This is a genomic window from Spirosoma aerophilum (genome assembly GCF_054782495.1).
Map to the genome: position 1 here is coordinate 177,367 of NZ_BAAGSJ010000004.1, position 23,901 is coordinate 201,267.

The window sequence follows — 23,901 nt, forward strand, 5'->3', positions numbered from 1 at the left end:
GGACAATGGAAAATCCCTCTCCTCCTTCCTTCCTTTACTCCCCTTCCTCCTTTACCCCCTTGTTATGCTAACAAACTACATCAAAATCGCCCTGCGAATCGTCCGGAAAGATTCCACCTTCACGCTCATCAACGTGGTGGGGCTGGCAACGGGTTTGGCGGTAGCCTTGCTCATTATCCAGTATGTGCGGTTTGAGTTGAGCTATGAGAACACCTACCCGCAGGCAAACCGGCTGGTGCGGCTCACCATCGACTACCTGAACGGGGGTGCCGTAGACGCACAGGATGCCGAAACCTATCCCCCCATTGGTGCCAAAGCCAAACGGGAAATGAGCGAGGTCGTTACTTACGCCCGCGCTTATCCCTTACGCAGACCCAACGTGACAGTGCAGATTGGCGATGCCTATTACCTGGTCGACAACGTCTACGCGGTCGATGCGTCCTTTTTTACCATGTTCGACTATCCACTGCTGCGGGGAAGTCGCAACGGCCTTTTTACCCGGCCCCGGCAGGTTGTGCTGACCGAAACAATGGCGTTGACCTACTTTAAAACGCTCGATGTACTGGGTAAAACCATGAAAATTCCCAAGTCGGCAGGTAGCGTTCTGCTGGAAGTTGTGGGCGTTGTGCCGGACAGCCCGGTCAACACGCACCTGAAATTCGACATGCTTCTCTCCTACCCGACCATGCTGTCGGACTTTGGCGAGCGGGAAGACAACTGGAACAACAACAACACGTATACGTATGTCCAGTTGGCCGAAAACGCTACGTATGAAGGGTTTACTAAAGCGCTGGCAGCCTTCAGTGACCGGATGATCAGCGAACGAAAAATACACAACGAGCAGGTGATCGCCCAGCCGATTGGCGACATTCATCTGTACTCCCGTAAGAACTTTGAAACAGAACCGAATGGCGACGCGCGGTCGGTGTATTTTCTGCTGGGCGTTGCGTTTCTGGTGCTCCTGAGCGCCTTCGTCAACTATGTGAACCTAACCACGGCCAAAGCCCTCGACCGGGCGCGGGAAATTGGCATGCGAAAAGTGGTAGGGTCTACGCAGGCCCAGATACGAACCCAGATTTTCACCGAAACGATTCTGGTCAATATCGTTGCCGGAGCCCTGGCGGTGGGGTTGGTCGCGGGCCTTCGCCCGATATTCGTGGAGGTGGCAGGTTTGCCCGACGGCTTCAACGTATTTCAGGACGTATTTTTCTGGGAAAGCGTCGGGGCGTTTCTGCTGCTGAGCATTGTGCTGTCGGGGTTTTATCCGGCTTTTGTCCTGTCGTCGTTTGATCCGATCACTGTTCTCAAGGGCCATTTCTCGCATTCTACGAAAGGGGTTTTCCTGCGCAAGTCGCTGGTGGTTTTTCAGTTTGCCATCACCCTCATTCTACTGGTGCAAACGTTCGCCGTTTACCAGCAGGTCAATTTCCTGCGTGATCAGAATCTGGGTGTTAATCTGGATCATACCATCGTAGTGAAAGCTCCGGTGGGGGAGAATGCCCGGAAAGATTACGGTCGGTTCCGCCAAATGCTGCTCGATCAGGCACAGGTAAACGCAGTCTCACTGTCCGGCACCGTACCCGGTCTGGGTTCGGCCCAGATGGGAACAACAACGGGCCTAAACCTGGCCGATGCCGTCAAAAAAACGTATTACAACTTTTACCTGACCCGCATCGACACCTCGTTTATCGACCTGATGGGCATCAAATTGCTGGCGGGTAAAAACTTTGATGCCACCACCCGGCCAGGCTTTGCCGACACAACCGATCGGCAATTGATTGTCAATGAAGAAGCGATCCGGCTTTGGGAAATCCCGACACCGGCCCAAGCTATCGGCAGGCGTATTGACTTTTGGGGACACAAGGCCACGATTCGGGGCGTTATCAAAAACTACCATTACGAATCGCCCAAGGCGGCCCATATCCCGATCATCCATCTGTACTCGCCCGATTTCAGCTCGTTCGCCAGCGTGAAATTTGCCGGGGGCAATCCAGCCCGGAGCCATCCAGCCGGGGGCCATCCAGCCCGGAGCAATGCGAAAGAGCAGCTCGCTACCCTCAAGCGAATCTACGAGGCCAATTTCCCCTATTCACCGTTCAGTTATTTCTTCATGGACGCGGAATACGACAAGCAGTACAAAGCCGACGACCGCTTTCAGCAGGTGTTTGGTGCGTTAACGGGCTTCGCCATTCTGATCTCCTGCCTGGGGCTGTTCGGTCTGGCCACGTTTACCGTTTCCAAACGAACGAAGGAAATCGGCATTCGTAAAGTCATTGGTGCCAGTACGACCAACCTGATGCTTTTGCTCTCGAAAGAGTTTATCCGAACGGTCCTGATCTCCATCCTGATTGGCCTGCCTGTTACCTATTTTCTGGTCAAAAACTGGCTGGCCAATTACGCGTCCCGCATCGAACTGAGCTGGTGGCTTTTTGCGGCCCCCGCCCTGTTGATCCTGATGCTGGTGCTCATATCCATTAGCAGTAAAACCATCGCCACCGCCCTGATGAACCCGGTGAAATCTTTGCGGTCGGAATGACACGATTAGGAGTGAGGAGTGAGGAGCCATCCGGCGGCACAACACGCGTCAGCAACTCCTCGCTCCTCGCTCCTAACTCCTAACTACTTATGTTAAAAAGCTATCTCACAACCGCCCTGCGCGCACTAAAGCGCAACTGGAGTTACTCCACCATCAATGTACTCGGTCTGACACTGGGTCTGGCCTGCTGTCTGCTGCTATTTGTGGCCGTGCGCTACGAACTCAGCTTCGACAAACACAATGCCAACGCCGACCGGATTTACCGCATGCTCGGCGCCAACAAAACGGACCCTAATGGCAAGCTGAACACGGGCATCACGTTTCCGGCACTGGCTGCACTCCGGAACGACTTCCCGGAACTGAAACACCAGCTTACCCTGGTTACCCGGATAAAATCGGCGGTGGTTGCCGTACCAGGTAAAGCCAATGCCGATACCAAACGTTTTCAGGAAACGGATGGCGTCATCGCTTTTGCCGAACCGGAGTATTTTACCCTCTTCGATTATACCTGGAAAAAAGGCAGTCCGCAAACGGCGCTTACTAACCCGAATACGGTGGTGCTGTCGGAGCGGATGGCTCATAAGTACTTCGGCGATACCAACCCGATGGGCAAAACCATTCGGCTGGAAAACCGGATGGACTTCGCAGTAACGGGTATTATTGCGGACCCACTGCCTACGAGCAGCCTGCCGTTCGATGTGTTCCTGTCGCACGCGTCCGTACTGGCCTATGGCAGCACCTCGCCCCCCGACGACTGGAAATCATCCTATGGGGGAGCCCAGATTTACTTAATGCTGCCCCCACCTACCCCCGGCGCAGAAACACCGGCGGCCCGGATGGAGCGTCAGTTGGTGGGCTTTGTCAATAAATACCACGATCCCGAGGATGCCAAAACGTTGGCCTACATTCTACAACCGCTGACCAGCATTCATTTCGCGACCAATATCTCGAATTACGCACAGCGGAGCATCAGCATGGAAATGATCTGGGCGATGGTGCTCATTGGCCTCTTCATTCTGGGAACGGCCTGCGTCAACTTCATCAATCTGGCTACGGCACAGGCCATTCGCCGGTCCAGAGAAGTGGGCGTTCGGAAAGTGCTGGGGAGTACGCGCAGTCAACTGGTGCGGCAGTTTCTGGGCGAAACCAGTGTGCTGACCGGCGTGGCGGTTGTGCTGGCGCTGTTGGTCGCCCAGGTTTCGTTACCTTATGTAGGTGACCTGCTCAACATCAAGCCGGGAGCCGTAACCCTCTTTAGCCCGATTGTACTTGGATTCTTACTGGTATTGGGTGTACTAACAACTGTGCTGGCAGGTTTTTATCCGGCACTGGTATTGTCGGGTTACCAACCCATTCTGGCTCTGAAAGGGAAGGTTCGAGAAACGGGGACGGGGCGTTATCTGACGCTTCGGCGCGGGCTGATTGTGGGGCAGTTTGCCATTTCCCAGCTACTGATCATCGGCACTATTATCGCCTATAACCAGATGAGCTTCTTTCGCTCGGCCGATCTGGGGTACAATAAAGACGCCGTCCTGACGCTGCCTTTGCCCGACAACGATCCGGGGCCAATTGCCAATTTACGGGCTAGGCTCACGGGTCTGCCGGGTATTCAGTCGATTAGCTTTGGCATGACCAGCCCTTCCTCGACCAGCAACTGGACAACGGGTTTCCGATACGGCAACGACGACAAAGACCCTGGCTATGGCATTCTGATGCGCCCCGGCGATACGGCCTATGTACGCACCTACGGACTGAAACTCATTGCCGGACGCCTGTACCAGCCCGCCGACTCCATCCGCGAACTGGTCATCAACGAAACGTTCATGAAACGGCTGGGCTTTCAGAAGCCCGAGCAGGTGCTTGGCAAACTCATGACGGTGGCGGGCGAGAGCGTGAAGAAACCCATCGTGGGCGTGGTGAAGGATTTCAACATGTTTTCGCTGCGGGAACGCGTTGAGCCAAGCGTCCTGACCACCCAGCGGGGCAACTATCGTACCATCGCCCTCAAACTATCGACCCGGCAGGGTGGCACCGAAGGCCTCAGCCAACTGCTGAAACAAGTCGAAACGGCCTGGACAGCCACCTTCCCGGAGTTTGTTTTCAGCTATGAATTTCTGGACGAAACGCTCGCCAACTTCTACAAGAGTGAAGAACAGATGTATTCGCTGTTCCAGTTACTGGCGGGCATTGCCCTGTTTATCGGCTGCCTGGGTCTCTACGGCGTGGTGGCGTTCATGGCCGAAACCCGCACCAAGGAAGTGGGGGTCCGAAAAGTACTGGGTGCATCGACAGCCCATATTTTTGGCCTGTTCTCCTTCGATTTTGTTAAGCTGGTCCTGATCGCCCTGGTGCTGAGTTCGCCGGTGGCCTGGTATATTATGGACAAATGGCTGCAAAAATTCATCTATAAGATCGACATTGAATGGTGGATGTTCGCCCTGGCGGGCCTACTGGCGGTGAGCATTGCGCTGTTGACGGTGAGTTTCCAGAGCATCAAAGCCGCCCTGATGAACCCGGTGAAAAGTTTAAAAACGGAGTAGAGGGAGGAAAGGGAGTAGAGGGAGAAAGGGGAAAAAGAGTCAGCTGGCTATCTCTCCCGATTCCCTCTCCTCCTTCCTCCCTCTACCCCCTCTCCTCCCTCTATTCTATGCTAACCAACTACCTCAAAATCGCTTTCCGTAACCTCTGGAGAAACCGGGGGTATGCCACTATTAATGTTGTGGGTCTGGGAGTCGCCTTCTGCATCAGCACCTTTCTACTGCTGACGGCCTATCTGCACCTCACGTTCGACTCCTTCCACCAGGATGGCGACCGGATTTTCCAGGCGTACCTCTTCGCCAATGACCCCGAAAAGCCCACGAAAAGCGGAAGTTTACCACTGCCGCTTGCTCCCGCCCTCCACGCCGATTTTCCTGAACTGGAAGCCACCCGCGTCATGGTCGGTCGGAAGAGTCTGGTCGAAGCCAACGGCAAGTATTATGATAAACTGATCAACTTCACGGACCCAGCGTTCCTGAACATCTTCTCCTTCCCACTCCTTGCTGGCAATCGGGCAACGGTTCTGCGTGAGTTGAGCAGCATCGTCATCAGTGAGAACATGGCGAAAGACCTGTTTGGCACGACAAACCCGGTAGGAAAGCGCCTGCGGATGGGCAACGATGGCCGTCAGAAAGACTATGTCGTGACGGGCGTTGTGGCCGATGTGCCCGATAACTCGTCGGTTCGGTTCGATGCGCTGGCGCGTATTGAAAACGCCCCGAATTACCAGGACAGCAAAGATAAGTGGGATGCCAATTCACATACGGTATTCGTCAAATTACCGGCTCAGGTCGATCAGGCAGCGTTTGAAGACCGGCTGAAACCCTTTGCGCAGAAGTATTATCAAGGCGCTATCGAGGAGCTTAAGAAGAAAAAGGCCCAGCCCGACGCACGTGGTGATCTGTTTGCCGTACGCTTACAAAAACTCGCCAACGTCCATTTCAACCGGGATTTGAGCGACAGCAAAGGCACACCCATTGCGGTGATTTACGTGCTGATGGGCATGGCCTTTTTTATTCTGGCCATTGCCTGCATCAACTTCATTAACCTGAGTATTGCCCGGTCTTTTACCCGGGCTCGGGAGATTGGCGTTCGCAAATCGCTGGGCGCCCTTAAAAGTAGTTTGTTTGTCCAGATCTGGAGTGAATCGGGCTTGATCTGCGTCGCGGGTTTTCTGGCGGGATCGGTGCTGGCTTACCTGCTCATGCCCGCCTTTAACGCTCAGTTTGGGGCGAAACTCCAACTGGCCTACGCACTCCAGCCCGGATTTATCGCCCTCTGCGGGTTCGTTATTGCGCTGGTTACGCTGGTGGTGGGCGGGTATCCGGCCTGGCAAATGGCCAAGTTCAATACAGTCGAAGTGCTCAAGGGCAAAGTGACGACTAAGCGGCCGGGCGTGCTGCGGAATGCGCTTATTATCACCCAGTTTACCCTCTCCTGCCTATTGGTTTGCTGCACCGTTATTGCCTTCCAGCAAGTGGGTCATCTCCGCCAAAGTCCGCTCGGTTTCGACAAGGAGCAGGTGATCAGCATCCCGGTGGGTACGCAGGTAGACGGTCGGCAGGTGTTGCAGCGGCTACGAAATAAACTGGCCAATGACCCAACCGTGTTGGCCCTGACAGGAACCAGCGTCAATTTGGGTAAAGGCAAAGATCGGGTAAGTTCGCGATCGACGGTTGGGTACACGAACAAGGGGAAGAAAATCTCCACCGACGTTTTGATGATCGATTATGACTATCTCAAGACGCTTAAAATAAAGCTGTTGGCCGGACGCGATTTTAACCGGGCCTACGCCAGCGATTCGGTCAATCGGGTGATCGTTACGCAGAGCATGGCCAAAATGATGGGCGTAGCCAACCCGGTGGGTATGTTGCTCGGCGATGATGGCGACACAACGGGCACCAAATCCCAGATCATCGGCGTCGTACCCGATTTTCGGCTGTACTCCGTGGCCGACAACGCCAACCCAATTACCATGTACCTGTCGGCCACCGAACCGATTCACTACGTTTTTGTCCGGGTAGCCCCGCAAAGTCTGGGTGGTGCCATGGAGAAACTTCAGAACGTGTGGGCTGAAGTAGCGCCCCAGTCGGAGTTCATGGGTTCGTTTCTGGACGAGAACGTCGATGCCTGGTATCAGAATGAAGAACAGCTTTCGCAGGTATTGAGTCTGGCATCGGGCGTGGCTATTCTGCTGTCGTGCATTGGTTTATTTGCCATTGCCCTGCTTATGGTCGAGCAGCGAACCAAAGAAATTGGTATCCGGAAAGTAATGGGGGCCAGCATTCCCGGCATTGTCCTGATGCTCTCCTGTGGCTTTGTCAAACTGGTGCTGATTGCGCTGTGCATTGCGGTGCCGCTGTCGTGGTTTGGCATGCAACAATGGCTGAACAACTACTCGTACCGCATCGACATCAGTCCGTGGGTATTTGTTGGCGTTGGCCTGTCGGCCATCTTTATTGCGCTGGCTACCGTGAGTTTCCAGAGTGTAAAAGCGGCCCTGATGAACCCGGTGAAATCGTTGCGGTCGGAATAGAGACGAAAAGCATGCGTTGTCTCTACAATGAACCTGATCATTAAATTTTTCCCTCGAAAAGCAACCGGATGCCTGTTTTATTGCATCTTATGATCGAAAACAACGCATCTTATGAGACACGTCCTTCTCGGTCTTTTATTCCTGTTCATAGCCGGTCATAATCCCGTTCAGGCCCAGGCGGCATTGACCAGTATGGAGGCTTATAACTATTTACAAGGCGAGCGACAAAAGGCCGACAAAATCGTTGGTGAGGGCGCTAAACCTTCGCCAGACAGTCTGGCAAAAGCTGAAAAAGTATTACTCGATGCGCTGGTATACTACCACCGTCCCGATATTGTCGAACTGGCCAAAACGAATAAATACCTCTTTGCACGCAAAGGCGATATCTCCTTTGATCTGGGGCTGATTCAGGCCAGGATGGGCAAAACTGCCGAAGCCGCGAAGTCGCTGAGTTATCCACTGGCGGGAAATAGTGCCCCTTTATACGCCAAATACATTCTCGATGAACCCGCCTTTGCCGCTGTTCGCAGTACGCCGGAAGTTGCCCGCTTGCTGACGAAAGCGAAAGTGGCGGACCAGATTTTCAACTCCTCTGCGCTGAAAACACCGTATCAACCTAACATTGGTGAAGATGAGAAAGTGGCCGGGCTGTCGAAACTATGGTCGGAAGCCAAGTATAACTTCGCGTATTTCGATCATATCCCTGATGTCGACTGGGATAAACTCTACCTCGACTACCTGCCCAAAATCCGGGCTACCCGCTCGACGGTTGAGTATTACCGCACGCTCAAAGAGTTCTGTGCACAGCTGCATGATGGCCATACCGACGTAGGGATCAGTGACCCGGCATTGGCCGATTCCGTTGCCCGCCGACCACCCATCTGGGGGGTGCTGATTGAGGACAAGGTGATGGTGCAGGATGTGACCAGCGACAGTCTGTACCAGACCGGCATTCGCCCCGGCCTTGAAATAATGACAGTCGATGGCATGCCCGTAAAAGACTACGCCGACCGCTTTGTGCGTCCTTACCAAAGCGGCTCGACGGTACAGAACGTGGATGTACAGACCTACATTTACAACCTGCTGCGGGGGGCCAAAAACAAGCCCGTTACGGTTGGTTTCCGTTCGCCGGATGGTAAGACCTTCAGCCGCACATTGCCCCGAACCGGGTACAGCAAATTAAAAGCCCTGCCCGATTTCAGTTTCCGCCTGTTACCGGGCAATGTGGCCTATGTGCAGCTCAACAGCTTCGACAACAGCAAGGCGCTGGATGGCTTCAAGGCCGCATTCGACTCCATCGCCACCAGCAACGCCCTTATCCTGGATATTCGGCAAAATGGTGGGGGCGACAGCGGTTACGGCTGGAATGTACTCGGTTACCTGACCGACAAACCCATGAAAACGGGCTCGTATTCGGCAAGACTTTACAGTCCCCTCCGCCGGGCCAGGGGCGAAGGTGTGGTTTTTGAACCCGTCCAAACCGACGATTCCGGCTGGCCTGCCAATGGCAAGAAATTATATACCAAACCCGTGGTGGTGCTCACCAGCGGACAGACGTTCTCCGCAGCCGAAGACTTTGCTGTCGTTTTCGACGCCATGAAACGGGGCACCATCATTGGCGAACCAACGGGCGGCAGCACCGGTCAGCCGCTATTCTTTGCGCTGCCCGGTGGCGTGACGGCCCGCGTGTGTACCAAACGGGACATGTATCCCGACGGCACCGAATGGAACGCCAAAGGTATTCAGCCACAGGTGCTGGTCAAGCCAACGGTTGCCGACTGGAAAGCCGGTCGGGATACCGTTCTGGAAGCGGCACTAGCGCATCTGGGCGTGAGCGGAACAGCTGTAAAAAGCAAAAAGGGCAAGGGAGCCGCCAGGTAGCGAAAAATAATCGCAAAAGTGTTTAAATGATTTCACCACAGAGACGGTCCGCCGTTGCGGCACAGAGTACACAGAGGTCTAACGGGGAAGAAAGTAACCCATTAGACCTCTGTGTACTCTGTGCCGCAACGGCGGACCGTCTCTGTGGTGAAATCTTTTTTGACTTACCAGATTGGTTGAATATGTTTGGCTTATGTAGACTAAGGAGCCATCTATAATAATACTAATATGCAACTGTTTACCGAGTCCACAACCCGTACAATTTCGGACGGGCGTTGTCCAATTTCGGACAGAGATGCTTGGCAAGAGAGGGCTCTACAGGCCCTAGACGGCCTTTTATAGTCGTGGCATGACAGTTGTCTAACAGTTACTGGGTGATTTTGTACAACGGACGGGGCCGCCCGAGCGGTGGTACTCCGTTGTACAAAATCACCCAGCAACTCGATTTAATAACTACTCTCTTTTCGTATCCCTTCGACGCACATGCTTCAATCCTACGTAAAAATTGCCTGGCGGAATCTGGCTCGCAACCGGGCGTTCTCGGCCATTAACATCGTCGGGTTAGCGCTGGGGCTGGCGACCTGCCTGCTCATCATGCTGTTTGTGCTCGATGAACTGAGCTACGACCGATACAATGACAAGGCCGACCGGATCGTGCGGGTTGTCTTTCACGCCGTTATGAACGGCGGAGAGATTAACGAAGCGAATGTCATGCCCCCCGTTGCACAGATGTTGAAAGCGGATTATCCGGAAGTTGACGAAGCCACCCGAATTCATACCGTCGGCGCGCCGGGCATTACCGTTGGCGACAAATCATTTCGGGATGATCAGCTGGCGTATGTCGACTCTAATTTCCTGCAGGTGTTCACACTTCCCCTCATCCAGGGCGATGCGAAAACAGCGCTGATTCAGCCCAATACGGCTGTAATTACCCAGGAGATGGCCCGCAAGTATTTTGGCAATGACAATTCACTGGGCAAGTTCGTAACGATCAAAAGCTGGAACGCCCTGTTCAAGGTTACCGGCGTCATGGGCAAAATGCCGGTTAACTCGCACTTCCATTTCGACATGTTTATGTCGATGGCAGGCGTTTCGGATGCAAAATCGCCTACGTGGATGACGTCGGGCTTCTTTACCTATCTGGTTCTTAACAAAGGGTATAATCCAAAACAACTGGAAGCCAAACTCCCCCAAATGGTCAGTAAATACATGGGGCCGCAAATCCAGAAGGCGTTTGGCATGAACATGACCCAGTTTCGACAAAAAGGAAACGACATTGCTTTTTTGCTACAGCCCTTGACCGACATTCATCTGCACTCGAATCTGACCGGAGAAATGGAAGCCAACGGTGATGTTCAATACGTGTACATCTTCGGAGCCATTGCCCTGTTTATGCTGCTGATTGCCTGCATCAATTTCATGAACCTGTCTACGGCCGGAGCCTCGAAACGGGCCAAAGAAGTGGGTATTCGGAAAGTACTGGGGTCTGTCCGGCAAAGTCTGGCGAATCAGTTTCTGATCGAATCGCTGTTGCTGACCATGATAGCGCTGGTGCTGGCTATCGGCATCGTTTACATGGCCTTGCCCCTTTTCAATGACCTTGCCGGCAAAACACTGACACTGAACCTTGGCGAGTCTGTCTGGCTGTTACCGAGCCTGCTGCTGCTGGGCGCATTGGTGTCGATGCTGGCCGGAAGCTATCCGGCGTTCTTTCTGTCGTCGTTCAAACCCATCGCCGTGCTGAAAGGCACGAAGTTCACGGGCGACCGGAAAAGTATTGGCTTACGCAGCGGCCTGGTTGTGGTTCAGTTTTCCATTTCGATCATCCTGATGATTGGCACCACCGTTGTTTACCGGCAGCTGAGTTACATACAGAATAAGAAGCTGGGCTACTCAAAAGAGCAGGTGCTGGTACTACCCGATACATGGCAACTGGCAAAAAAAGAAGAAGTTTTCCGCAACCAGATCATGCAGGACCCTCGGGTTATGCGGGTGAGTATGTCGGGCTATCTGCCAGCGGGGCCGAGTAATAACAATAACTACATGATGTATGCGGAAAGCAACCCTGACCAGTTTATAAAGGGCCTTCGGTACGATGTTGATTACGAGTACATCCCAACACTGGGCATGGAAATGGCCGCTGGTCGAAACTTCTCCAAAGAATACGGCACCGATTCCTCAGGCGTAATTTTAAATGAGACGGCCGTCAAAACACTTGGCTGGCAGGGTAATGCGGTTGGGAAATCCATCGGTCATGCTGAAAACGATGGGTTGAGGAAAACGTATCGGGTGATTGGTGTCGTGAAAGATTTCCACTTTCGCTCGCTGCACGAGTCGATTTCTCCCCTGATAATGACCCTCGGACAAAATAACGGAACCATAATTGTCAAGACCAAAACGAAAGACGTGGCCGGGCTGCTGACTTCGCTGGAGAACGAATGGAAGAGGCTTGCCTCGGATGCGCCGTTTACCTATTCCTTTCTGGACAAACGGTTCAACGATACGTACCTCGCCGAACAGAAAACCGGTCGTATCCTTGGCCTTTTCGCCGGACTCACCATCTTCGTCGCCTGCCTGGGCCTGTTCGGACTGGCCACCTTCACGGCCGAGCAGCGCACCAAAGAGATTGGCGTGCGAAAAGTATTGGGGGCATCGGTTGTCAGTATTGTTGGCCTGCTCTCCAAAGACTTCTTAAAGCTGGTGCTGATTGCCATTCTGCTGGCCGTTCCCGTGGCCTGGTACGTGATGGACAAATGGCTGCAGGACTTTGCCTACAAGATCGACCTGGCTTGGTGGGTCTTCGCGCTGGCGGGCGTGCTGGCGGTGGGCATCGCCTTACTAACGGTCAGTTTCCAAAGCGTGAAAGCCGCGTTGATGAATCCGGTGAAAAGTTTAAAAACGGAATAAAAGGGAGGAAAGGGAATAAAGGGAGGAGAGGGACGAGAGGGGTTTCCTACTACCCCATCCTCCCCTCCTCCCTTTCCCCCTTTTCCTCCCTCTATTCCTCCCCTTCTCTCCTATGCTTACAAACTATATCAAAATTTCGTGGCGGAACCTGATGAAGAAGAAAGCGTTCTCCTTCATCAACATTGTCGGACTGGCCGTGGGTATGACCTGCTGCATGCTGATTGCGGCTTTCGTTACCGATGAGCTGAGTTACGATCGTTATGCGGCTCTGGCGAACCAGATCTACCGGGTAGAACTCCGATTAACGGAGAACGGGGGCGTTACCCATTTTTCCAATGTCGATGGGGGCGTGGGACCGGGTATTCAGGCTGCGTTTGCCGATGTGCAGGCGGCTACCCGGCTGTTGCCGTGGGCGCAGGTATTCATGCGCTATCAGGACAAGCAGTTTAAGGAGCAGGCCATTGCCATGGCCGATTCCAACTTCCTGGAAATCTTCTCCATCCCGTTGCTGGAGGGCAACTTAAAAACAGCCCTCAAAGAGCCGGGCTCTATCGTGGTCACCAAAGCCTTTGCGCAAAAATACTTTGGCACAGCTCCGGCAATGGGCAAGGCCCTGCTCTTCGGGAAAGGGCAGGAAGTACGCAGGGTAACGGGCGTTATTGACAAAATACCCGGCAACACCCACTTTCATTTCGACGCCTTTTTAAGCACAGCCGATTTACCTTCGAAGTCGTTCACCTGGAGCAATGTCGGGTTTTATACCTATGTGGTGCTGAACAGAGAGGCTGATCCGACCAAACTGGAAGCTAAATTGCCTCAGCTCGTTGCCAAAAACGTCGTGCCGGAAATCCAGCGCGATATGGGCGTTAGTCTGGCCGAAGCCCAAAAATCGGTTAATACATTCCGGTTTACGCTCATGCCGCTGACCGACATCCATCTGCACTCCGCATCGAAATATGAATTAGCGGCAAACGGCGATATAAACTCGGTTTACATATTCAGTATTCTGGCGGTTTTCATTCTGCTGCTGGCCATTGTCAACTTCACCAACTTATCGACAGCGGGGGCTTCGAGTCGATCCAAAGAGATTGGTATTCGCAAAGTCATGGGCTCGGTCAAAACGCAGTTGATCAAGCAGTTTCTGATCGAATCGACGCTCCTGACCTTTTTTGCGCTGATCCTGGCCGTTTTCGCCGTTGCCTTGCTCCTGCCTTCGTTCAACATGCTGGCGGGCAAAGAAATTTCGCTCAACACCTTCCTTTCGGTCAAAAACGCGCTTATCCTGTTAGCGTTTGGCGGTTTCGTGGGCATTCTGGCCGGCGCTTATCCCGCTTTTCTGCTCTCCTTCTCAAAAATCACATCAGTCCTAAAAGGTGGCTCAGCCGTACAAACCAGCCGACGCAGCAACTTGAGAAGTGGGCTGGTTGTATTCCAGTTTGCCGTTTCCGGCGCGTTGATCGTGGCTACCCTGGTGACCTACCGGCAATTGCATTTCATGCAGAACAAGAAGATTGGCTTCGATAAGGACCAGGTACTGGTTATCCAGGACTCATACATGCTGGGGCAAAATGAGCCGATTTTCAAGCAGCAGCTTCAGAAAGACAGTCGTGTCATGGAGGCCTCCCTATCCGCCAGTATTCCGGTTGGTATGGGCAATATGGATGGAACAATCATTTACGCGAAACGAGAGAACGATAAAGAAGCCCATGCCGAAATTCCAGCCAACATTTACCATGTCGATGAAGATTACCTGAAAACGCTGGGTATGGAATTGAAAGAAGGTCGTTTCTTTTCAAAGGCATTTTCAACCGATTCCAGCGCTGTCCTCATCAACGAAACGGCAGCTCGTGACCTGGGACTTGGCAAGACCAGCCCCATTGGCAAAACCATTGTCCGGTCGGGGCAACACGCATTCACCATTATCGGTGTCGTGAAAGATTTTCATTATGCATCGGCCCGGCAGAAAATAGCGCCCCTGATGATGCTTCTGGGGCGTAACTCCGGGGCGATCATCGTCAAAATAAAAGCGACCGATGCAGCAGCTGTGATCGCGTCGTTCCGAAAACAATGGGATGCTTTCAATCCGGCGGCACCCTTCACGTATTCGTTTTTGGATGAGCGCTTTGCGTTTCTGTATGAGGCTGAACAGAAAACGAGCCAGCTGTTTACGGTTTTCGCCGTTATCTCCATCGTCATTGCCTGTCTGGGCTTATTTGGTCTGGCCGCGTTCACCGCCGAACAGCGTACCAAGGAGATTGGTGTCCGGAAAGTGCTGGGTGCATCGGTTGGCAGCATCATCGCGCTGTTGTCCAAAGATTTCCTGAAACTGGTGCTGATCGCTATCTGTCTGGCCGTGCCTGTTGCCTGGTTTGCCATGCACCGATGGCTACAGGACTTCGCCTACCGTATTGACCTGGAGTGGTGGGTCTTTGCCCTGGCCGGTCTGCTGGCGGTGGCCATTGCCCTCCTGACCATCAGTTTCCAAAGCATCAAAGCTGCTCTGATGGACCCGGTGAAATCCTTGAAGACGGAGTAAGGCCGGGCCGCCGATGCGGGAGGAAGGAGAAAAGGGAGGAGAGGAATGAAGGAGAAACATATATAGCTTACTCTTCCAGGGTCAGACAAAGGGGCTTAAATCAAGATTCAATACGGTTGAGAATGAGGAATTGGTCGCCATATTTCCGTCGCCTTTGCCATAGCGTACCCATGTTCGGGTTTTGTAATTGAAGACGAAACCTTCCAGAATGCCGTAGTCTTCGTCTTCAATCAGCCGAATTACTTTTCTAAGGTCGCTCTTCTCCCCGCTCGTCTGACAAACCTCAATAATGACCCGGGTTTTTTCAGCCTCATGGTCATAGAGCAGAATGTCGGGAACCGGATTGCCGTAGCCTTCCGTGAGCATGGTTTCGGGGAGTGGCTCATAGGGAATACTGTGCTGTTTGTAGTAAAGAATTCCTAGTTCAACATGCAGACGAGAGATGATTTGCTGATGAAGAAGTGGGGCATTTACGCCATCGTCGTGGAAAAAGGACTTTTGGTGAGCCGGACTAGAGTAATTCATTACTTGCTGGATTTTGTACACAACTAGTAAGTCAAAGATAACTAAAAAGAATAGACCAGCATGCTAACGAACTACCTCAAAATCGCCATCCGGAATCTGCTCCGCAACTGGTCGCTCAGCACGATCAATATCGTTGGCCTGAGTGCAGGTCTGGCGGCCGTCATGTTCATCATGCTGTTTGTGCAGGACGAAGTGTCATTCGATCGCTTTCATACGCAGGGCGACCAGCTTTACCGGGTGGTGATGGACACAAAGAACCCCGAAGGTAAGGAAGTCGTGACCGGTGCTACGGGCTTGCCGCAAGGTCCAACGTTTCAGGCTGAGATTCCGGAAGTAGCTGACTTTTGCCGGGTGAAGGGCTTTGAAATGCTGTTCCGATACAAAAACGAAGGCATTTACCAGCAGGTCATGTACGTCGACACGTCGTTCTTTCGGCTGTTCAGTTTCGAACTACTGGCGGGAACCGATGCCCGAACGTTACTGAGTGAGCCCGGTAATGTGGTGGTCACAGACGAAATAGCCCTCAAGTATTTCGGAACAACGGATGTATTGAACCGGCAGTTGACGATTGACGCCGGTGGAAGTTTCGAGAACTACCGCATTACGGGCGTCGTGAAAGCGCCCCCCATCAATTCGAGCATCCGCTTCGATGTGCTGCGTCCGTTCGTGGCATCGCTGCCGCCCAACCGCAGCGACTGGAATGAGAACGATTGGTCGGATGGTTTTCTGAACACGTTCGTGCTGCTGCGCGCCGACCGGAATGGAGCATCGGCCAACCCGGCTGCGGTTGAGCAGAAAATGACGTCCGTATTCAAACGGCACGCCAGTGAGCAACTGGCTAAAATGGAGCGTGAGTACGGGTCTTTCAGCTCGGTCTATCACCTGCAACCATTCACCGACATGCACCTCAATGACCGCTACGAGTTGAGTAATGGACTCATGCCGGGCTCCACGTCGGTGTACTCCTATGTGCTGAGTGGTATAGCCGGACTGATTCTGCTGCTGGCCTGTATCAACTTCATCAACCTGACGCTGGCCCGGTCGTTACGCCGGACAAAGGAGATCGGTATCCGAAAAGCAACGGGCAGCACCCGCGCGCAACTCATTGGCCAGTTTGTCGGCGAAACTTTTTTGTTGACTTTGCTGGCGTTCGTTCCGGCCATATTCCTTGTGTATAGTCTGTTGCCCCAGTTTTCAACCCTCGCCAACAAAGCGTTACAGATCAGTTTTCTGCTGACTCCACAAACGCTTGGCCTGTTTGCAGGCCTCGTTGTACTCGTTACATTACTGGCTGGTTTTTATCCGGCCCTGATCCTGTCGGGCTTCAACCCAACGCAGGTACTGTATGGACGTGTACAACTGGCGGGACGTAACAACGTCGGCAAATCGCTGCTGATTCTACAGTTCGTTATTGCTATTGTGTTGCTGATCGGAACGGCGGTGTTGCATGGGCAATTCAACTACATCCAGAACGCCAATGTGGGCTACGAACGCGCCAATCGGGTGCGGATTTATGTTCCCTGGGGCCGTGAACGACAGGGCGAACTCGTGAAGCAGGCGCTACGAAGCCAACCCGGCATCGAGGCTGTGGCGCGTAAATCGGGCGGGCACCGATCCAGCACGTTTTATAGTCAAAACAAACCCATCAAAGCGGGCAACGAGTACATCGACGATCAGTACCTGACCTTCGTGAACATTCCGATTATGGTAGGTCGGAGCCTGAGCCACGTCAACCCGGCTGACAGCATCTCGAATGTTCTGGTCAACGAAACCTTCGTGAAGCAGTTTCTCTCGGCCGACCGCCCCGCTATTGGCCAGGTGGTGCAACGGGAGGAAAACAACGTGCGGCACGACCTGACGGTGGTAGGCGTGGTGCGCGATTACCAGTACCGCTCCCTCCGCGATAAACCCGAACCCGTTCTGCTGCAACTGGGTAAGCCCGAGCAGATGAATCAGTTGTACGTCAAACTCAACCCGAACCAGACATCGGCAGGGCTGCAAACCATTGAGGGCCTGTTCAGAAAATTGATACCCTACCAGCCGTTCAGCTACCACTTTATGGAAGACGACCGACTGGAAAGCTACGCCGACGACGCCCGCTGGAAAGAACTGGTTACCGATGCTGCCCTGCTGGCAGTACTCATTGCCGGACTGGGTCTGTTTGGGCTGGTATCGCTCATGATCGAACAGCGCACGAAGGAAATCGGCATCCGAAAAGTACTGGGGGCCAGCACGCTGGAGGTAGCCCGGCTACTATCCCTCAACTTCCTGAAGCTGGTACTGATCGCGTTTTTAATCGCCACGCCCATCGGCTGGTATGCAGCCCGGAACTGGCTCGATACATTTGTGTACCGCATGGAATTGACCGGTTGGCTCTTTGTACTGGTTGGCCTCTCGGTAGTGAGTGTCGCGCTGCTGACGGTGAGTTTTCAGAGTGTAAAAGCTGCGTTGATGAATCCGGTGAAATCGTTGCGGTCGGAGTAGAGAAAGAGACGTCTACGCCCCAACAGTTGATAGATCACGGCAATCAAAAGCACTCATTGACTCGACAGGTAGCTTTTGCCCTTTGCTTCGAACCGCCTTTATGAATGCATTACAGCGATCTTCATCGAATAAGCCTGTTGATAAGGCATGGCACAAAAAGTCCATGGTTGTGAGGTAGACAATTTTATGCATATCGCAGTAACGCTTGATGTCTTTCAAATTACTACTGGCTAAAATATCGTTTGTATGCCGAACGACCGCCATACAGGCACTTTCGCCTTTACCCTTGAACATCACCTTCTGGATATGCAAAAACTCCCGGACGATGGCAGGATTATCGTCCGGGAAAGGCATAATCGCCAGTAATTTCATATTGACAAGATTATCTACCTGTATCTTCTTTTCACGCCATGCCTCCAGTTCCTCGTAGACCTTGTCCAAAATGCGTATAGGCAACGGGCGAAAAATTTGTGGTAACGAAAAAATCTCACCAGCGTAGATAAAGTGGGATACTACATCGGCATCAAGTAAAATTAGCTTACTCATTACGGAGGGATAGGCGTTTCTATTATTGCAAAGCGTTTATATCGACGCCTATATCTTTCAGCAGGGAAAAGTAGTGGCTTTCAGAGATTTTTTCGGCATCAAATAGCTGTCGAGCTTTGGTGCCATAATCGCCGATATGCTGCCCTTCATTGCCCGACTCATACAAATCTGTTGTTAAGCCAAACAGGGTCGCCGACCGTTTCACATCCTGCTTAAACTGCTCTCCGTAGGCTCGGTCAATCAGCATCATGTCTTCCAGACGCCTTAGTAGAGCCTGACGTGAACAGGAGAAATACTGCTCAATTCGTAAGATAGTAGGCAACTGAATTTGATTTAAATCAAACTCATCCAGATTATTGATTTGCGACAACACGCCATCACGCGGGATGAGTAGATAAGCGGCAAACCAGTCGGCTTTATATTCTTCAGGATTTTTATAATCGAACTGCCCCGGCACACATACCTGAAAGGCAAAATTGTTTTGAATAAACAGGTGATAAAGTTCGTGACAGATGGTGAAGTGCTGCCGACCCAGAGACTGGTTACTATTGACAAGCATAAACCGGTCTTCACCCGACTTGATGGCCATACCACAAAATTGCTCACTCAAAGGACTGAACAGAGTTTGCACATTTAAGGTCTGTAGCAAACTTTTGAGCCGAATGGGCTCCCGATCATTCAGGCCATACGCTTGCCGGAAAGCGCTGGCACGTTTTTCCAGAGAAAGCTGTGTTCCATTGCTCTTAAGCTTCATTGGTCAGGGCGTGTTGCATTTTGAGGTAATTGTTCACTACACGCCGGAACCGGGCAATGCTAGCCAGATCTTGTGCATTGAGATCAGTGGCCCGGAAAGCTAAGTTTACATTAATTTGCTGCTGAGCGCTATCGGCTTCAAGCAGGTCGTAGGCATCAATACCGAACAAGTCGGCTAGTTTCTGGAGGTGGTCGGTCGAGACGGGCCGGGCATTGGTTTCATAGTAGCTGATTTGCTCCCGGCTGATGCCGAGAAAGTCAGCTACGCTGGCCTGCGTGAAGCCAAGTCGCTCGCGAAACTGGCGGATGTTCTGGCCGACCGTTTCGTCAGTAAGGTTCATAAGTAGGATGGAGAGTTGGTAGATTATTGTTACAAAAGTACGATTTTTCAGGAAGATTATCCACAACAAAAGGAATTTAATTATGGATAACCTTCTGTTTGTCAATCATAAAAGATAACTAACTAATATATATACTTGTTACATAATTAACAAAAATTGAGCTAATATTCCTTTTACTGTAACAGACAGTTTAGCCCAGTATAAGCCGTTCGATTTCCTATTTTACCTCAGCAAATTCCTGTCGTCATTTTTTCTTTACTATCCCTTAGAACGTGTTGGGGAATTTTATTTGGCGAAGCAGTCAAAGGCGTTGTAGCATGATCTGAATGTTTGCTAAATACAGCCAACTCACCGAAGAAGATAGCGTGTACTCGTAATCTTTGACGATGCGCCGGAAGAAATTCGTCCAGGCAATGCTCCGTTCAACGACCCATCGCTTGGCCACAGGCACAAAACCTTGGGTTGATTCGGGACGCGAAGCCTTCTCGAAATCGATGCTCCACTCGGTTAATGCCTGGGCAAAAGCTCCATTGTAAGCCTGATCGCCGTAAACCTTCTCCAGTCGTTCCCCAACTCGCCAAAGGATTGTCCCAATCAGAGAAATTGACGCCGGTCCTTCTGCTTCATTTGCCGCATGCACATCGACCACCCACAAGCGGCCGTCGGTATCCACGACGAACTCTCGTTTTCGCCCGTTGACGCGTTTATTGACGTCCATACCCCGGTGTTCGCAGATCATGGGATTTAACTTAACACTTTGTTCATCAATGCATAGAACAGATGGCTGAGCTTCCTTACCCACTCGTTTTCGGTCTGATTGATTCAAGGCTGCGTTGATTCGTTCGAAGGTGCCGTCCTGCTTCCAGCGGTCAAAGTACTAGTAAACCGCCTGCCAGTTAGGCCATTGCGGTGGCAGGTTCCGCCATTGACAACCGGTTCGCAGCAGCCACAGAATAACGTTGATGATCTGGCGCAATTCATGTTTTCGCTTGCGTTTGAGCCAGGCCGCTGGAGCGGTCAAAGAAAGGCGAAATTGCGTCCCATTGAGGGTCGGTCAGTGGTTGCCACTGTTTGGTCATCACTTTGCATTTTGGTCGATACAAAGTTGACACGACTCTCAACTCTTTTCAATTCCCCAACACGCTCTAAAGAAAGAAGTAAATAGCTTTTATAAGAAAGATAGATAGCTAACATTGACACTCTAAGAAGCTGTTTAGGATTTTAACTCCACACAAGATGGATTGTAAAAATCCTAAACAGCTTCATTATCCGAAACGCGATTACAACGACCGTTGTGGAAGGTTTTAGAACAAAAAAGTAAATGGCGGGTCAAACCGTTAAGATATACTGGCCTTTTTCACCGATGCGTTGCCGAGTGTCTTCAGTAATGTAGCGACTTTGGTCGATTTGCTGTGGTTGGTTTCTATGGCAAAAATAGCTGTGAATGCTGCGCCGGTCTTTATCGGTCAGGTTGGTGGTCCCTCCGTGCCAAACGTGCGAGTTAAAAATAAAGACCGAACCGGCGGGCGCCAAAATCCGAATTTCGTCGGGGTGTTTATCGTTCGGATCGGCCATGGCCTGGTCGGGCAAACGGGTCTGTTTATGCGTTTTCGGTACGATGCGCGTGGACCCGTTGAATTCGGTAAAATCGTCTAACAACCAGATGCTATTGCAGACCTGATAAGCGCCATTGACCACCGTATTTTTCCAGTCGACATGGAGTTTTTGGTGCCCTTTCCCCGGTTTGGCGGCCCGATAGTTCAGCGACGACAGCTTGTAGTGCTGCCCCAGAACAGCTTCAATGCCCGCCAGCACGCGAGGGTGGGTATAAAATAGATCGAAAACCGGCCCCTTGTTGACCAGATCGGCCAGCCGGTCGGCCCCTTCTTCTTTGGGGTGGCGAATATACTTGGATTGCGTCAGCTCATAGCCTGCCTGTTCACCCTCCAATTCCAGCAATTGGGCTAATCGATCATTGGTTTGGTGTACGGCTTCAGGAGTCAATAGTTGCCCTAAATTGAGATAGCCGAAGGTGTCTAAAAACTCGATTTCCTCTTGGGTAAGCATGGTGACGTCGTTTGATAATCAGATATAGGGCAAAAAATACAATAGCCGTTGAGAATGGATCAGGTACGAAGTAATCGTTCAAGAGCTATATCCGACCTTCAATCTACCTGCTGTCAACGGGAAAACTAATAGTAAGTACACCATCTAAATCAATGATTTGTTGTCATCAAGTTAGACGTTCTGACTCGCGGTGAAAATAGCCAGACCAGCAACAGTAAAAAGCAGGCCGTGAGCCATTTATTACCTATGAACCGACTTCTTTGGCTGACTTTTCTTGCTTTTTTCGTGGCTAATCAACCACTTTTGGCCCAGCTACCGCCTATTTTCAATGCCCAACAGGCTCAACAAAGCCGGACCACACCGACCGTTCGGCGGTATTTGCCACCGGTAAAAATTCTCTGGCAAACCGGTGCCATCACCAACGCTGACCAGTTGCTCAAGGCCGGTAACGGGCAGGCTGACTTATCGGGCAAAGGCACCTGTTCGCTCAAGAACAACGGAACAGCCAAAGCGGGCATTTTGCTGGACTTCGGACGGGAGCTTCATGGGGGCATTCAACTGGTAACGGGTCAATGGAGTGTCAGCAAACCAATTCTTGTTCGAATCCGGTTTGGCGAATCGGCCAGTGAAGCCATGTCGGATATTGAGCCCAAACAAAATGCGACCAACGACCACGCCATTCGGGACCTCACCGTACCGCTGCCCTGGCTGGGTAAGCTGGAAGTTGGAAATACAGGCTTTCGTTTTGTGCGAATCGACCTCGTTGATTCCACCGCCGAACTGCTCCTGAAAGAGGCAAATGCCGTGTTTACTTTTCGGGATATTCCCTACGTAGGTTCCTTTCGCTGCAGCGATACGCTGTTGAATACCATCTGGAACACCGGAGCCTATACGGTGCACCTGAATATGCAGGATTACCTCTGGGACGGAATCAAGCGCGATCGGCTGGTGTGGGTGGGCGATATGCACCCGGAAGTATCCACCATCAACGCCGTTTTTGGCTATAACGAGGTGGTGCCCAAAAGCCTTGACCTGGCCCGCGACATTACACCCCTTCCCGGCTGGATGAATGGCATTAGCACGTATTCGATGTGGTGGATTCTTATCCAGCGTGACTGGTACATGCACCACGGCAATATGGCTTACCTGCAGCAGCAGAAAGGCTATCTGGTTGGCCTGCTTAACCAGTTGATGCAGAAAATAGATGAGAAGAACCGTGAAAAGCTGGACGGCACGCGGTTTCTGGACTGGCCTTCGAGCGAAAATCCGCCGGGCATTCACGCCGGTTTACAGTCGATGATGGTACTCTCACTGGATGCTGGCGCCGACTTGTGCCGGCGACTGGGCGAGCCGGACATGGCCCGCCAATGCGAGTCGGCAGTAAGGCGTCTGAAGCAATATGTGCCCGATCCCAATGGCTCCAAACAAGGGGCTGCTTTACTGGCCTTATCGGGGCTCATGCCCGCTCAGACCGCCAACAAAACGGTACTGGCCGTGAAGGGAGCACACAATTTCTCCACGTTTTACGGGTATTATATGCTGCAGGCGCAAGCTAAAGCAGGCGACTATCAGGGGGCGCTCACGAATATTCGTGATTTCTGGGGTGGCATGCTGAACTTAGGCGCTACCACCTTCTGGGAAGACTTTAATCTGGACTGGGTAGCGAATGCGAGTCGCATCGATGAACTGGTCCCTCCCGGCAAAAAAGATATTCACGGCGATTGTGGAGCCTATTGTTACGTGGGTTTCCGGCACAGTCTGGCACATGGCTGGGCATCTGGACCCACGCCCTGGCTCACCGAGCATGTACTGGGCATTCAGGTTGTGGAACCAGGCTGCAAAGTCATCAAAATAGTGCCTCATCTGGGCGACCTGCGTTTTGCGGAAGGCACCTACCCAACTCCCTATGGCAAGCTGACGGTTAAGCATACCCGATTAGCCAATGGAAAAATTCGATCGGACATCAACAGTCCCAAAGAAGTTCGAATCATTCGGGAATGATGAGCACATCTACAAATACAGACGTTAACACCGTATCAGTCGTCCACGTTTTTGTAGAGGGCCATCGTTGAGACACAGGATCTAATCGGCATTTTCAGTCCCTACCGCGTTGGACGTCGTTAGAGAGAATGCCTATAATTCCTTTAAACCTGCTGGCTATGAATCGCAACATTTTGATCGTTACCGGTGATGGTGGCTAAAGTTACGAAACCCTCTACGCCGTTCACCGTTTTCAGGAAGAGGGTATTTC

15 protein-coding genes are annotated in these 23,901 nt (G+C 52.1%); 8 read left to right on the forward strand and 7 right to left on the reverse strand.

What is annotated here, in order from left to right:
- Positions 1-64: 64 nt before the first annotated feature.
- The 6 genes from ACYVK4_RS02630 to ACYVK4_RS02655 all read left to right on the forward strand — a co-directional run bounded on the left by ACYVK4_RS02630 (position 65) and on the right by ACYVK4_RS02655 (position 14,934).
- Positions 65-2,536 carry an FtsX-like permease family protein gene (locus tag ACYVK4_RS02630; protein WP_461125933.1) on the forward strand — a complete coding sequence of 824 codons (2,472 nt, stop codon included), beginning with the start codon at positions 65-67 and terminating at the stop codon, positions 2,534-2,536.
- Positions 2,537-2,625: 89 nt separating this feature from the next.
- Positions 2,626-5,076, forward strand: coding sequence for an ABC transporter permease (locus ACYVK4_RS02635; RefSeq protein ID WP_461125934.1), 2,451 nt, complete (start codon positions 2,626-2,628; stop codon positions 5,074-5,076).
- A gap of 107 nt (positions 5,077-5,183) precedes the next feature.
- On the forward strand, positions 5,184-7,610 hold the full coding sequence (locus ACYVK4_RS02640; protein WP_461125935.1) for an ABC transporter permease: 2,427 nt from the start codon (positions 5,184-5,186) through the stop codon (positions 7,608-7,610).
- Between the two features lie 111 nt (positions 7,611-7,721).
- Positions 7,722-9,491 carry a S41 family peptidase gene (locus ACYVK4_RS02645; RefSeq protein WP_461125936.1) on the forward strand — a complete coding sequence of 590 codons (1,770 nt, stop codon included), beginning with the start codon at positions 7,722-7,724 and terminating at the stop codon, positions 9,489-9,491.
- Between the two features lie 483 nt (positions 9,492-9,974).
- Positions 9,975-12,398, forward strand: coding sequence for an ABC transporter permease (locus ACYVK4_RS02650; protein ID WP_461125937.1), 2,424 nt, complete (start codon positions 9,975-9,977; stop codon positions 12,396-12,398).
- 112 nt (positions 12,399-12,510) lie between these two features.
- The gene (locus ACYVK4_RS02655; protein WP_461125938.1) at positions 12,511-14,934 is read left to right on the forward strand and encodes an ABC transporter permease; all 2,424 of its coding nucleotides are present in this window, start codon (positions 12,511-12,513) and stop codon (positions 14,932-14,934) included.
- Positions 14,935-15,015: 81 nt separating this feature from the next.
- On the opposite strand, the gene ACYVK4_RS02660 is transcribed toward ACYVK4_RS02655, so the two are convergent.
- Complete coding sequence (locus ACYVK4_RS02660; protein ID WP_461125939.1) at positions 15,016-15,459, reverse strand: hypothetical protein; 444 nt, start codon at positions 15,457-15,459, stop codon at positions 15,016-15,018.
- Positions 15,460-15,519: 60 nt separating this feature from the next.
- On the opposite strand from ACYVK4_RS02660, the gene ACYVK4_RS02665 reads away from it, so the two are divergent.
- Positions 15,520-17,943, forward strand: a complete 2,424-nt coding sequence (locus ACYVK4_RS02665; RefSeq protein ID WP_461125940.1) for an ABC transporter permease — start codon at positions 15,520-15,522, stop codon at positions 17,941-17,943.
- Positions 17,944-17,955: 12 nt separating this feature from the next.
- Here ACYVK4_RS02665 and ACYVK4_RS02670 read toward each other — a convergent pair whose 3' ends face one another.
- The 6 genes from ACYVK4_RS02670 to ACYVK4_RS02695 form a co-directional block, all read right to left on the reverse strand.
- The gene (locus ACYVK4_RS02670) at positions 17,956-18,489 is read right to left on the reverse strand and encodes a hypothetical protein (protein ID WP_461125941.1); all 534 of its coding nucleotides are present in this window, start codon (positions 18,487-18,489) and stop codon (positions 17,956-17,958) included.
- Between the two features lie 22 nt (positions 18,490-18,511).
- Entirely contained in the window at positions 18,512-19,243 is a 732-nt protein-coding gene (locus ACYVK4_RS02675) for an ImmA/IrrE family metallo-endopeptidase (RefSeq protein WP_461125942.1), read from the reverse strand.
- The gene (locus ACYVK4_RS02680) at positions 19,233-19,583 is read right to left on the reverse strand and encodes a helix-turn-helix domain-containing protein (RefSeq protein ID WP_461125943.1); all 351 of its coding nucleotides are present in this window, start codon (positions 19,581-19,583) and stop codon (positions 19,233-19,235) included. Before ACYVK4_RS02680 ends, ACYVK4_RS02675 begins: the two co-directional genes overlap by 11 nt.
- Before the next feature lie 301 nt (positions 19,584-19,884).
- On the reverse strand, positions 19,885-20,409 hold the full coding sequence (locus ACYVK4_RS02685; protein WP_461125944.1) for a transposase: 525 nt from the start codon (positions 20,407-20,409) through the stop codon (positions 19,885-19,887).
- Positions 20,410-20,460: 51 nt separating this feature from the next.
- Positions 20,461-20,604 carry a transposase gene (locus tag ACYVK4_RS02690; RefSeq protein ID WP_461125945.1) on the reverse strand — a complete coding sequence of 48 codons (144 nt, stop codon included), beginning with the start codon at positions 20,602-20,604 and terminating at the stop codon, positions 20,461-20,463.
- Positions 20,605-20,912: 308 nt separating this feature from the next.
- Positions 20,913-21,650, reverse strand: coding sequence for a phytanoyl-CoA dioxygenase family protein (locus tag ACYVK4_RS02695; RefSeq protein WP_461125946.1), 738 nt, complete (start codon positions 21,648-21,650; stop codon positions 20,913-20,915).
- A 246-nt stretch (positions 21,651-21,896) separates the two neighbouring features.
- On the opposite strand from ACYVK4_RS02695, the gene ACYVK4_RS02700 reads away from it, so the two are divergent.
- Complete coding sequence (locus ACYVK4_RS02700) at positions 21,897-23,651, forward strand: alpha-L-rhamnosidase-related protein (protein WP_461125947.1); 1,755 nt, start codon at positions 21,897-21,899, stop codon at positions 23,649-23,651.
- Positions 23,652-23,901: the final 250 nt, after the last annotated feature.